This is a genomic window from Mastigocoleus testarum BC008, from assembly GCF_001456025.1.
Classification (GTDB): Bacteria; Cyanobacteriota; Cyanobacteriia; order Cyanobacteriales; family Nostocaceae; genus Mastigocoleus; species Mastigocoleus testarum.
In genome coordinates, this window is the sequence record NZ_LMTZ01000148.1 from 12,634 (window position 1) to 25,638 (window position 13,005).

Here is a 13,005-nt window from a genome sequence, read left to right on the forward strand (position 1 = left end):
ATTCAATCTCAATTTAATTGCTACATACTAGGAGGCAAATACATATGCTGTAAAGCATTACATTTACCTATCCTTCAGTTTGGTGTGTTGCATCTAAAGATTAGGCGACAGCTTAAATAGTTTTAAATCAGAGTTTTAAGTTAGATTTCTTGACACTTAAGATTTCTATAAACGATTCCCTATTATTTATCAATAATTTCTTAATTACTCCTTATTCTCTTCTTTATCGCCTAACAGCGAAATCTTATTACGAGAATAATATAATTGCATGTGTTTGCAACGGTTGAGTTTGGTTCTTATTTGCTAACATTTTTTAGCTATAAACATGGTGCCTAAAAATAATAAATCTTCCCGACCAAATAAACGTTACAGATACGTTGCTTTCTTCGGTCTTGCATTGGTAGTTCCAGGTTTAGTTCTTCCTTTAAGTTTATTTATTAGTCGAATTGGTAATTTTTCTTTATCATTAAATGAATTAGAAGTACCTAAGACTTTAAACGTTAATAATTATATTAAAAAGCCACTTGCATTAGAGCAATTTTGCGATAAATACGAAACTGTCGGGAGGAATTTTGAGCCCGATAACGATAAAACATCAGTTGCAGCAGAAATAACCTTCAAAAGTACTGATTACCCCGATACTTTGACTTTGACAGCTGCACCTTTCCCAAATATCCATGAGCGAGCGCAAAAAGCTAAAGTTCCGGTAGTCATGTATCATGACATCCTACCGAAGAAGGAAGTATTTTTTGACGTTACCCCTAAAGAATTAGAAGCGGATTTTGAACTAATTAAATCAGAAGGGTTAACCCCCATTAGCTTACATCAACTAATTACTCATTTACGTACTGGAAATCCCTTACCAGAAAAACCGATTCTATTAACCTTTGATGATGGTTATGGGGGTCACTACGAGTATGTTTATCCTTTATTGCAAAAATATAACTATCCAGCTGTATTTTCTGTTTACACCAAAAATATGGGGATCGATACAGGTCGTTCCCATGTAACTTGGGAGCAATTAAAAATAATGTCAAAGTCTCCATTAGTTACAATCTCCAGTCACAGTAAAACCCACCCTCAAGACTTGACAAAGATGTCTGATGAGGAACTCCAGGAAGAAATCGTAGAGTCTAAAAATATTCTGGAAAGGGAATTAGGGGAATCTATTGATTACTTTACTTATCCAGCCGGGAAGCACAATGATAGAGTAAAAGAGCTTGTTAAAGAAGCCAGGTATGTAGCTGCATTAGCAATGGATGACAATAAGGAAATATTTGCTGGTGAGTCTAAAGACTTATTTGCAATCGGTCGTTTTGGTCAGTCTAGTTTAGAGGAAATTGTTAAGCAAGCTTCAGGTGGTCCATCATTACCAAAGTGTGGTTTCGACTTCCAAGCAACAATCCACAAAGAAAAAGTTAGAATTGGTAGAACTCCCCTAATCTTAATTTCTGGCGGTAAACCTGAAACTATTCATGCTGATACTCGCTATCAGGTTCCAGACATTATCAAAAATACAGGTGCTGTTGCTGCAGTAGATGGTGGTTTCTTCTCTCTTAAATACCTCAACTCCAATGTGATGATTGGACCAGTTTTAAGCCAACGAGGTGAAGGTTTTATTCCTGGGAATCCTGGAGAAATTCCCAAATTAACAGGTCGTCCTCTAGTTTTGATTAACAACAAAATGGCAAAATTTGTGTTTTTTAATTCCGAGAAACATAACACCTTGGAAGGGATACAATCGGAACTAAATTCTGTTAATGATGCTTTTGTCGCTGCTGCTTGGTTAGTCAAAAACGGAGAACCTCAACCTAGAGAAACATTTGGTGACCTTTATGGTTTTGACGCAATACGTTTCCGGGCTTTTTGGGGTATTAATCAAAATGGACAACCAACTATTGGAGTTAGTGCAAAACCAATTGATTCAGTAAGACTAGGAAAAGTATTAGCTGAAGCTGGTTTACAAGAAGCAGTGATGTTGGACTCTGGTGCAAGTACTTCCTTAGCTTATAAGGGTGAATCGCTGGTGGGATACAAACCCCGTCCAGTTCCTCATGTAGTTGCTTTATTTCCAGCTAATACTCCTATTGAGTCTTCAGAAACGGATGAAAATTTAAGTAAACAAGAAGATAATGGGAAACAAAAAGCAGGGAACAGGTAGACATCACCTTTTTCCTGGTCCCTAATAAATAAAAATATTGGGTTTAAGTCCCCCACAAGCGTTGATGGTAAATGTTGGTGGGGGTTTTCAAAGCCCCATCACACGCATTCACTGTTCCGTTTTTGTTTATTTATTTTGTTTATACAGCACTTTGCAAGTAAATGAGGTACATTTCCCCTGTTCCCTACATTATAAAAAATATGTGTACTTCACTTAAATGAAATCAGTTGTATGTAAAAATCGTGGAACTTTTTAATTTAATTTTTAGTTAATATTTTACTAGTTCATTAAAAGCTCTACAATATCGGTTCTTACCTACGGTACGCTTACGCGTTCATCTTTGATGCGGCTAACACGAATGATTTAGGATTGCTATACAAGTAATATCAATATAAAAGCTAATTCTTATTTATGTTTTAATTGAAAAAAATTTGTGATTCCTTCTTTGTCTAATTTTTATTTAAATTCTTATACTACTTATAGTAAAATTAAATGTATTTACCTTTGTGCTTTTTTTGCTCAGTTTTAGTCTGTAACTAAGCCCGTCAGTACGACAAAGCAGTCAAAAATGTCACATAGTTTTAACATTAACTTTTGATATTATTAAAACAATCAATTATTTTAATTCTTTATTGTCGTTTTATTACGTCCACACTTTTCAGAATCTATTTGATAGTTAATATTTGGGGAAATTGTTTTAAATTTTACGATACTTAAATTAATACATCTTAATTGCAAGGTATTACATTTAACAACTTAATCCTAGCTAAATTGAATCAGTATAAAAAAATGACAGAAGATTAGATTTTTTAGTCATCTGATGGATGTATATTGTTACTAAATGTTCCCTACCTTAAATTTTTAAATATCTGCATGTTTCAAATAGTTGATATTACTAGAACTCCTTCGTCTGAGCGCATGATTGAACTTTGGGGAAAGCGTTACACAGTTGACATATCTTCTCTCTCCCAAAATCCTAAATTCTATGGAGAATTGATAAATGCAGCTTCGCCGGAATCTCGATCTCTAACAGCTGCTAAATTATTGAATAATTCCTTAGATCGCACAACCAATCAGATTGCCACTCAAGCACAATCTCTATACGACTATATCCCCGAGATTATTGGTGAATTTCATATGGGGCAGCGAATTACTGAATTCGCGTTTCAAATTTATCAAAGATTATTAGAGTCCTATCAACAGCAGTATGGAGTTGTTGTCAACACTACAAAAAATCTAAAAGCAACAATCAATGACTCTGATCAATTTAATCTTACCTTATCTACAATCCCAAAAGTAGAAGATTTAGCAAATCAATTAGAAGCTTTGCTGTTTAAATATCAAGACTTACACTTGATGGCAAAAAATTGGCGTGTGGTTGGCTTTCTTACAACATTATTCAATTTTACAAACAAATTTCTTGTCAACCAGTTGACGTCAGTTGAAAAAGTATTGGTATGTCCTTACTTTAAATTTATTGAAGAACATGTCGCCATTCCCTGGCAACGAATCTGTGCAGCAGCAGCCCAACATGAACGAGACTCAGAGCCTTTAGCTTTAGTTGAACAAATGTTTCCTCAAACCTCTGAAATTAGCTCGACAGTTTACTGGAAACTTTTAGAATCGTTTCCCGCTCATCGTAGTGCAAGAGGAGGATTGGGCAATCCAGATGTAGCACACTCTTGTCTTCGTGACTTCGACATGTTCCAAGCTTACTTGTGGCTATGTGTACTAGAGGGAAATCAGCAATCTGTAAAACAGGAATTGGTACGCTTGTGTGTAATGGTTATGCCAAATGTTGGAGTGAGATGGGAAATGATAGATAAATCCAAACAAATCTTATTTGAACAGATAGAAAAACGCACCTCTCCAAAATACAAACCTCTTTTGCTAAATTACACTCAAAATATTGAAGCAGAGTTTTACCACATGCGTAAGGAAATGTGTCAAAAGGATGAGTTAGTCGAAGTTCCTTTTTACCCCGAAGAAGACTCAAATTATCATCCGATGACGGGAGAAACTGATTCAGCACTATTGAAAGCACAATTGGAACCTTGATTTTCTCCACAGCCCACTTTTACCTGTTGCTATTACCGCTGACCAGGTAGCTCGGAGTAATCTTTCTGCATGATATCTTTTGAATATAAACCAGTGTTTTATGATGGGAATTTAACGATTGTTGAGTGTTGGTACCCATCCTCAAAAATATATATAAATCTACAATTTTGCGTAGTTTTTATGAAATGCAAATAAACTATCGATAAAGACGTAGCATTGCTACGTCTCTACATTTTGATTACTAATTGTGTGAGTAATTTGTAACCCATTCAATGAGTGCTTGATGTAACCCATCTAGGGTATGTTCTTGTGCCTCAACATCAACGCGCCCAATTAAGGAATTGCAGGTTTTAGAAGTTTGTGGACCAATAGAAGCAATACAAACTCCTTCTAAACAATGGGACAACAAAGATGATTGGGTATCTCCAGTATTTTCAGCAAATATTTTTTCTGCTAATTCATAGAAAAATGCTACGGTTTTAGAACTAGCAAAAGTAATCACATCTACCGCTCCACTTTGCAAAGCCAACTCAGCGGAAGGAGGAACACCCTGGGGACAACAAGATTGGTAAGCTGCAACTTCTAGTACTTGTGCACCCTGTGCAGTCAATCCCCTAACTAAAACTTCCCTACCACCACTTTCAACTCTGGGGAACAAAATCTTTTTACCTGTTAGTTCTTCTGGAAAATGTTCTATTAAAGAATCAGCAATGAAATTTGGTGGAATAAAATCTGGTTGTAAACAACGTTTTTTAAGGCTTCGAGCAGTTTTTTCCCCCACTACAGCAATTTTAGTATTAACAAGTGCGCGTATATCTTTACCCCGTGCGATCAATCTTTCAAAGAAATAATCTACACAATTAACAGAAGTCAAAATTAACCAATGGAAATCAGCTAAATTCGCGATCGCAGCATCTAAAGCCTCCCAGCTAGAAGGTGGAGCAATTTCCAATGCTGGCATTTCAATAACATTGCCACCTGATGTACTTAAAAGTTTTTTAAATTCACTTGACTGTCCAGTGGCACGGGTCACTAGAATTGTTTTACCATTAAGGGGAAGCTGCGAATTTTTAGAAGTAACAGCTTGTGAACCGGTAGATCGGGGTTTTTCTGTTTCATGAATAGCCATTTTCTTCGAGTGTAATGCTCGCTTAAGTGGATTCCTTAGATACATAGTCTCAAATTCTAGAAACGAGCGTAACCCCACGACCTCACCAATAACAACCACTGTTGGTGAGAGATTTATTCCGGATACTTTTTTCAGAATAGTTTCTAAGGTTCCCGTCCACACTTCTTGTTGTGCTGTTGCAGCCCAACGAATAATAGCAATTGGTGTATTTTGTGAACGCCCATGTTGTTGTAGTCGCTTCACTATTTCAGTAATGTTGCGTCCACCCATCAAAACTACTAATGTGTCTATTTTTGATAGTGCTTCCCACTCAAGGTTATTTGGTTCGTGACCGCTAAATACAGCAAAACAGTGGCTGAGAACTTTATCAGTGAGAGGAATCCCTGTCAATAAAGGTGCAGCTAAAGCCGAGGAAATTCCAGGTACGACTTCAAATTCACAATCTTCTTTGCGCAAAGCATTAATTTCAATTGCACTGCGTCCAAAAATAAATGGGTCTCCTGACTTCAGTCGAACGACTTGTTTACCTTCTTGACAATACTTAACTAATATTTGATTAATTATATTTTGGGGAGTACTAGGTTTTCCACCGCGTTTACCTACATCCAACTTCAAGCAATTATTTGGTACCAAATCCAGTAAACTAGCATCTACAAGGGCGTCATATACCAATACATCAGCATGATCTAAAAGCTGATAAGCCCTCAAACTTAAGTATCCTATATCTCCTGGTCCAGCACCTACAAGGTAAACCTTACCCTTATGTTCTCCCATTCACCTATCACCAGTTGTCAGTTAAAGTTGTCAGTTAACAGTTTATGGCTTGCGCCACGCCCTTACGGGCTACAGTTAATGCGCAATACTTACAGTACCCTTACACTAGATTGCGCACGCAATACCTAGAGCTTTTATGGCGACGGCAGATCCGCAGGTAAGGCATTGCTATTGCTACGCTAACGGCGCAAGCCGCGTGCATTCGTCTTTAGACGCGTCCAAACCGGTACGCTTACACTAGCCGCTAACGGTTCTCAGTTAGCAATTAACGATAACCAATTATCCATTAGCAATCCTCAGTCGCCGTCGCTATATGCCGCAAGGCGGCACGCAGTGCTATCCCCAACTACCACTTATACTTGTTGAGATTAATTTTGCCTTCTGCACTAAATTCAATACCTTCATTTTCAAGTAAATTTCGTTGCAGATAGTCCATACCTCGACGTAGTGGAGAATAGGAAATTTCACCTTTAGCATTGATTACCCGATGCCAAGGAATATCTGAATCCTTATCAACTTGATAAAGAGCATAACCTACCAAGCGCGCTTTACCATAGAGTTCAGCTAAATCAGCAACATTACCATAAGTAGTTACTTTTCCCTTAGGAATCTGGCGCACTACTTCATATATCCGCTCGTATGTAGACATTGTTCTCAGTTATCATTTACTCATTACTTGTTACTTGTTACTTATTACTTATTACTCATTACTCATTACTCATTACTTATTACTTATTACTCATTACTTATTACTCATTACTCATTACTTATTACTTATTACTTATTACTTATTACTTGTTACTCATTACTTATTACTTATTACTTGTTACTTGTTACTTATTACTCATTACTTATTACTTATTACTTGTTACTTATTACCAATCCCCTACTTCTGACTAATTTTCTGCAATAATTCTTCAACTTTCTTAGCTTTTATTGGTTGGCGTTGTGCTTGTAATAATTCCTGGGCTTTTTTGAGATTACTAATTGCTTCTTCTTTCTTTTCTTCTTCCATCAAAGCATTACTTAAACGTAAATAAGCTTCAGCTTTTTTCGGTGCACGATTAATGATTTCTTTAAATTCAGTAGCAGCTTCTGCAACTTTACCTTGTTTCATCAAGCTATCACCTAAGAATAGATGAACAACATCATTTGTTGAATTAATTGCAATTACTCTACGAAATGCAGCTTCTGCACCTTTATAATCTTGTTGCTGATATAAATCTATGCCTTTCTGAAAGCGATTAGAGGTGATTAAAGTCTTAATAGCAAAGTAAATTAAGAGAACTATACTACCCGCAACTACAGCAACCGCAAAAATATTATTTGATTGTAAATTTTCCAGCATCATTTTCAATTATTACGTCTTGATAGTAAGGGTAAAAAATTTTGTTTTCCCAAAATTTAGGAATTAAAGAACTAAATTAATAACAAGTAGCGATTGAAATAACTACTAAGAAGTTAGTTGATTTAAGCCAAAAGACACGCAAAAGGAAAAATCAAATATTCAACAAAGAATAACTTCCAAATAAATTGGTAGTAACTAGTTGTATCAATTTTGTCTTGCAAATCTAGGTCTCTACTTTTAAACCACATTAAAATCAACGCAGTTAAGTGGGAAAACATTAGAAAAGAGGAGTTAACAAACTCAAGATCCAAAAACCCAACTAAAATTATGCCGACATAAGAGACGCTTAAAACCCAACGTGCCAAATTAAAAACAGTTTCTTTTCCTAATTGAATAGTAAAAGTAGTGATATTGTACTCAAGATCGCCATCAACATCAGGGATATCTTTAAAAATAGCGATCGCAAAGGTAAAAACTAGGATAAACCAAGTTAGTGCCCAAACTGGTGGTGGAATAATTTGTGATTGTTTAAATACCCAACTAAAGTGCAGAAATAAACCCAAGTTTACAATGGTTCCTCGCACTGAGAAAATACATAATGCAGCTAAAAAAGGATAACGTTTTAAGCGAATTGGTGGTGAAGAATAAGCGGTACCAATTGCCAAACTAATAGATACCATTCCCAACAGAAACGGACTCAGATACCAAGCAAGAAGCAGAGATAAAATACCTGTACTTGTAACAATTATCCTACCTGTACGCAGCGATAATTCTCCCGAAGCAAGTGGTAAATGTGGCTTGTTAATTCTATCAATCGCCACATCTTCAAGCTGATTCAATCCGACAATATAAATATTTCCAAGCAAACAAGAAATCCAAGTACCAAAAAACACTCCTAACTTTAATTCAGAATCTGGTAGTAAAGAAATTACTATCAAATATATGCCTAATACGCTTAAGGTTGTACCAATAATCGTATGTGGGCGGGAAAATTTCCACAAAGAATAAAACCAATTACTTTGAGATCTTAATTGTTTAGTTATTTGACTCATGATTTGGGGATTAGCGTTAGCGGTAACGTGGTGTTAGCCATATGGTGATAGCACTGCGTGCCCGCCATGGGGATTAGAGATTGGCGTTAGCGCAGCATATAGCGACTGGGAAATGAATAACTCATTACTCATTACTCATTACTCATTACTCATTACTCATTACTCATTACTTATTACTTATTACTCATTACTCATTACTCATTACTTATTACTCATTACTTATTACTCATTACTTATTACTCATTACTTATTACTCATTACTTATTACTCACTTCGTCCCGTAAAGTAAGCCAAAGCGAATTAACCCACTTTTGTAACCTTCGCTCATTAAACCTAAAGACAAAGCAGCTTGTATTGTGTCCCAACCAGATGTCAACAAACCGAAAATTGCTTTGGGATTGAAGGCTGATTGAATCACTAAATCCCAAAATGGCGCTACAGCTTGCGACCAATCAGCAGTACGAATATTGTTTAAAGAGATATTCCGAGCGATCGCTTCATATTCTGGTAAAGAAATCACGTAAGGTAAGTGATAAACCCGATAAATTTCAGCTAAATGTTTTTCTTCTTGTGCTGTTAGGGGTAATCGATCCGTAGGTCGATGACACCAAGTTACTACGATAAGTTTTCCGCCAGGTTTGAGCACGCGATAGCATTCTTGGATAAACTTGGTTTTATCTGGCATATGTTCGCCACTTTCAAGTGACCATACCAAGTCATAAGAATTATCTGCAAATGGCATTTCTTGAGCATCTGCAACTTGAAAATTTGTTCTAGCAGCAAAACCTAGTTCACGAGCGCGTTGGTTTGCTCGTTTCGCTTGTACCGGACTTAAAGTAATACCTGTCGCCTTAGCACATAATTTTGCTGCAAGATATAAACTGCTACCTCCTATCCCACAACCTACATCTAAAATGTTTTCTGCTTGTTCTACCCCCGACCAACTAAGTATTTCCTCAATCAGGTCTATTTGTGCTTGTTTGCGGTCTTTTTCCTCTTTACCATCTACACCATAGAAACCATGATGCATATGTTCGCCCCAAGTTTCTTCCCATAATGAAGAAGAAGCATCGTAAAATTGCTGGATTTGTTGGTATATTGTTGCACTCATGAAGTAAGCAATGTTAAGAAAAGTTAGAATTTAAAACTACATAAAGTTAGGCTACCATGTGTTTTTATTTGAATTAGGGTGTTTTTCTCCGTCGGGATAGTACCAACTAAATCATCCTGTATAATCATTTGTTTTTGTATTTTTAAATGACTGTTTCTCGTACAATTTGTTTTGGTTTTCTCACAGTTATTGCTGTTGGGACTATTTTATTGATGATGCCTTTTTCTACCAGCAGCGGTAATTGGAATAACCCTATTGTTGCTTTATTCACGGCTACTTCGGCTGTTTGCGTTACTGGTTTAGCTGTGGTGGATACTGGCACATATTTTTCATTTTGGGGTCAACTGTTCATTTTGCTGCTAGCTCAGATTGGTGGTTTGGGTTATATGACCACTACGACCTTTCTGATTCTGCTAACTGGGCGTAGATTTGACCTCAGACAGAAGATGGCTATTCAGCAAGCTTTAGACCGTAGGGGGATGCAAGGTAGCGCCAAAATTATTCGTTCGATTATTGCTACTACCCTAATTTTTGAGATTACAGGCATATTATTATTACTTCGGGGATTCGTACCCGAACATGGATGGGCTAAGGGACTATGGCTAGCTATTTTCCATAGCGTTAGCGCTTGGAATAATGCTGGTTTTAGCCTGTTTGCTGATAGCTTGTCGGGATATCAGTCTTCAAAACTAGTGATATTGACTATTAGTGGGTTAATTATTTTTGGCGGTATTGGTTATCAAGTAATTTTAGAAACTTTTGTTTGGTTGCGCGATCGATTTCAGGGAAGAAGAGAAAATCAAATTTTTTCTTTAGATTTTAAAGTAGCTATTAGCACCACTGTATTTTTGTTAGCAGTTGGAACTGTTGCATTTTTTGGTGTGGAATTAAGAAACATTGAAACATTAAAAAGCTTAAATTTTGACGGAAAGTTTTTAGCAGCTTTGTTTCAATCAGTTACTACTAGAACTGCTGGTTTTAACAGTATTGATATTGGTAGCATGACTAATACCGGGTTATTTATCACAATAGCTTTTATGTTTATTGGTGCATGTCCTGGTGGTACTGGTGGGGGAATGAAAACAACCACCTTGAGAGTGTTAACTAGTTGTACCAAAACTATTTTGCAGGGAAAAGAGGAGGTTTTGCTGTATAAACGTAGAATCCCAATTCCTTTGGTCCTCAAAGCCATTGGTGTTTTAGTTGGCTCAGTTGCAACAGTGATTGTTGTTACTACTGTTATTTCCCTTACTGATTCGAGTTTATCATTTTTAGAAATATTCTTTGAAGTAGTATCTGCCTTTGCTACAGTTGGTCTTTCAACTGGTATTACTGCTGCTTTATCAATTCCAGCTAAGTTGATTTTAGTTGTCACCATGTATATTGGTAGAGTTGGGGTGCTGCTATTAATGTCTGCGATTCTTGGCGATCCCCGACCTACTAGTATCCACTATCCTGAGGAAAATTTACTTGTGGGATAGATATAGCGCTACGTGCAAGTAAAAAGTCATTAGCATCGCGTGTCCGTAGGACATAAACTTACTATATATAGACTTTAGGATTTATAAATGTCCTAACCTCGCGATGTAGTGCTATACAGGTTTTAGTACGTCTATGAAGAACAGCATTTAGCAATGTCCTAAACTAATTACGTAGTGCTATACATTTAATAAACAGAGAAATAACAAATTCTAAGCTTTACGATGCATAGCCTTACGAGTTAAATTGATCGCAGATGATAATATTTCTGCTGCACATTTAATTTCTTCGTTTGTTGTAAATTTACCGATACCAATTCGCAGCGCTCCTTCCATCACCTCCAGTGGTAAATCCATTACTTTGAGCACGTGGGAGGGAGTTTCTATACCGGATGAGTTATTCATCTGACGTACTTAATTTAGTCAATTATGTATTCTGATATGACCAATCTGCCATAAAGCCCTGTGTAGTAGCCAAAGATAATAGAGGAAGAAATGTATTTCTATATGCAGAATGAAGAATCTCTAAATCAAGCAAGTTATTTTGATCTGATATTTTTAAGTCAGTTAGATATGATTCAATATATTTATTCCATTGTCTTTCTGGAAGATGCTCAGAAGAAATCATCAAACCAATATGCTGAAGTTCAACGAATTTAATAAAATACTTATCTACTGATGGGATATTATTCGATTTACTAGAATTAACTGATGGAATTGTCGGAATCAAATTCCAAAGCTGATCGTGAGCAACAAAAGACCAAGGTAAATAATGGTCAAGAGATAAATTGTCTGTATTTAAAGCAAAGTTAGAGTAAATACAGTGAGCCTCTGTATTTTCTAAAACAAGTTTCCAGAATTTAGTCTGACTTGTTAATGATTCTCTTTGCTGTGGGGGAAATAGTTTATTTGCGATCGCTGGTACATTTGGATTACATCTTTGCATATAGCAAAGCCATTTCCAAGATACCCAGCCTCTAATAACTGAATAGTTTTCTGCAATATATTCTACCCAGTCTTGATGTAAAACAATTGCCGTACAATTTTTTAATTTTTGAGAGTCAAAGCAATAAATAGGTTTTGTTAATTCAAATTTATCATAGGTTAGACTGACAAGAATTTGATTTATTTTTGCATCTGCTAAACCCTTAGTTTCTGAGGTAAAAAACGGACGAATAAGGCGAAAGGGAACATACCTACTTATAAAATTAATAATGTCATCAATGTTTTGATAATGAAGTGTTTTTCGTAAAAACTTTTTATCAGCATCTCTAAATTTTAAGATTGGCCCGCTAATTTCTAAGTTTAGAGAATCTAATTTATTTGTAACTTGGTCTTGCCTTCCAAAGGAAAGTTTAAAGTAAGTGTGAGGATACCAAGCATTTGCCAACATCTCTACAACTATTTCTCGAAAGCTAATAGGTGATAATGTATCAAATTTTCTTCTTGCGATGATATCTAATATTGAGAGAAAAAATAGATACTTGTAAGAGTTAGTTGTATTGTGAAAAACTTGAGACAATATTGAGACATTAACTCGTTCTGATTGAGGTAGCTTTTGTTCTGAATTTATCTGAGTTGTGTGTGTCACATTTCCTAAGTATGCTTCTACAAAATCTGTCGCAGCAGATATGTTGATATGTCGTAAAGTTTGAACAATCTCCACCACTCTTTCCGCTGTAGGGTCTGTACGTTCATGAAACCAACGAAAGACAATGGGACGTTCAACACCCAACTCTCTAGCTAATAGGCTTTGACTAATGTTGTAAGACTCTAATACTTTCCTTAGTGCTCGACCTGCTTTTCCCATACTTCCAGTGATTAAATAGCAGGTGGTATTTTAACATTCACGTTTACTTAAATGTTAACTAAAACAGAATAAAAAGTTATCGTG

The 13,005-nt window shown here is 36.1% G+C and carries 10 protein-coding genes; 3 read left to right on the forward strand and 7 right to left on the reverse strand.

Annotated features, from left to right (window positions below; translation table 11 throughout):
* Positions 1-325 precede the first annotated feature (325 nt).
* Complete coding sequence (locus tag BC008_RS39595) at positions 326-2,161, forward strand: polysaccharide deacetylase family protein (protein ID WP_058184588.1); 1,836 nt, start codon at positions 326-328, stop codon at positions 2,159-2,161.
* A gap of 873 nt (positions 2,162-3,034) precedes the next feature.
* Positions 3,035-4,219 carry a hypothetical protein gene (locus BC008_RS39600; RefSeq protein ID WP_063800855.1) on the forward strand — a complete coding sequence of 395 codons (1,185 nt, stop codon included), beginning with the start codon at positions 3,035-3,037 and terminating at the stop codon, positions 4,217-4,219.
* Positions 4,220-4,460: 241 nt separating this feature from the next.
* On the opposite strand, the gene cobA is transcribed toward BC008_RS39600, so the two are convergent.
* The 5 genes from cobA to BC008_RS39625 form a co-directional block, all read right to left on the reverse strand.
* Positions 4,461-6,122: a uroporphyrinogen-III C-methyltransferase gene (gene cobA, locus BC008_RS39605; protein WP_027845270.1), complete on the reverse strand. Its 1,662-nt coding sequence runs from the start codon at positions 6,120-6,122 to the stop codon at positions 4,461-4,463.
* Positions 6,123-6,468: 346 nt separating this feature from the next.
* Positions 6,469-6,771, reverse strand: a complete 303-nt coding sequence (locus tag BC008_RS39610; protein ID WP_027845269.1) for an MGMT family protein — start codon at positions 6,769-6,771, stop codon at positions 6,469-6,471.
* A gap of 237 nt (positions 6,772-7,008) precedes the next feature.
* Positions 7,009-7,470, reverse strand: a complete 462-nt coding sequence (locus BC008_RS39615) for a tetratricopeptide repeat protein (protein WP_027847006.1) — start codon at positions 7,468-7,470, stop codon at positions 7,009-7,011.
* A gap of 122 nt (positions 7,471-7,592) precedes the next feature.
* Positions 7,593-8,522 carry a homogentisate phytyltransferase gene (locus BC008_RS39620; RefSeq protein ID WP_027847005.1) on the reverse strand — a complete coding sequence of 310 codons (930 nt, stop codon included), beginning with the start codon at positions 8,520-8,522 and terminating at the stop codon, positions 7,593-7,595.
* Between the two features lie 268 nt (positions 8,523-8,790).
* Entirely contained in the window at positions 8,791-9,633 is an 843-nt protein-coding gene (locus BC008_RS39625) for a methyltransferase domain-containing protein (RefSeq protein WP_027841722.1), read from the reverse strand.
* Positions 9,634-9,779: 146 nt separating this feature from the next.
* Here BC008_RS39625 and BC008_RS39630 point away from each other — a divergent pair, with 146 nt between their 5' ends.
* On the forward strand, positions 9,780-11,114 hold the full coding sequence (locus tag BC008_RS39630) for a TrkH family potassium uptake protein (protein WP_027841723.1): 1,335 nt from the start codon (positions 9,780-9,782) through the stop codon (positions 11,112-11,114).
* 210 nt (positions 11,115-11,324) lie between these two features.
* On the opposite strand, the gene BC008_RS39635 is transcribed toward BC008_RS39630, so the two are convergent.
* Both BC008_RS39635 and BC008_RS39640 read right to left on the reverse strand, forming a co-directional pair.
* Positions 11,325-11,516, reverse strand: coding sequence for a hypothetical protein (locus BC008_RS39635; RefSeq protein WP_027841724.1), 192 nt, complete (start codon positions 11,514-11,516; stop codon positions 11,325-11,327).
* Positions 11,517-11,538: 22 nt separating this feature from the next.
* A complete protein-coding gene (locus BC008_RS39640) occupies positions 11,539-12,921 on the reverse strand; it encodes an HNH endonuclease domain-containing protein (protein WP_027841725.1) in 1,383 nt (460 codons plus the stop codon).
* Between the last annotated feature and the right edge of the window lie 84 nt (positions 12,922-13,005).

Excerpts from the sequence above, each read along its gene's own strand:
- cobA (WP_027845270.1), bottom strand. The coding sequence starts at position 6,122 with ATGGGAGAACATAAGGGTAAGGTTTACCTTGTAGGTGCTGGACCAGGA.
- BC008_RS39630 (WP_027841723.1), top strand. The coding sequence starts at position 9,780 with ATGACTGTTTCTCGTACAATTTGTTTTGGTTTTCTCACAGTTATTGCT.
- BC008_RS39635 (WP_027841724.1), bottom strand. The coding sequence starts at position 11,516 with ATGAATAACTCATCCGGTATAGAAACTCCCTCCCACGTGCTCAAAGTA.
- BC008_RS39610 (WP_027845269.1), bottom strand. The coding sequence starts at position 6,771 with ATGTCTACATACGAGCGGATATATGAAGTAGTGCGCCAGATTCCTAAG.
- BC008_RS39595 (WP_058184588.1), top strand. The coding sequence starts at position 326 with ATGGTGCCTAAAAATAATAAATCTTCCCGACCAAATAAACGTTACAGA.
- BC008_RS39620 (WP_027847005.1), bottom strand. The coding sequence starts at position 8,522 with ATGAGTCAAATAACTAAACAATTAAGATCTCAAAGTAATTGGTTTTAT.
- BC008_RS39640 (WP_027841725.1), bottom strand. The coding sequence starts at position 12,921 with ATGGGAAAAGCAGGTCGAGCACTAAGGAAAGTATTAGAGTCTTACAAC.
- BC008_RS39615 (WP_027847006.1), bottom strand. The coding sequence starts at position 7,470 with ATGCTGGAAAATTTACAATCAAATAATATTTTTGCGGTTGCTGTAGTT.
- BC008_RS39600 (WP_063800855.1), top strand. The coding sequence starts at position 3,035 with ATGTTTCAAATAGTTGATATTACTAGAACTCCTTCGTCTGAGCGCATG.
- BC008_RS39625 (WP_027841722.1), bottom strand. The coding sequence starts at position 9,633 with ATGAGTGCAACAATATACCAACAAATCCAGCAATTTTACGATGCTTCT.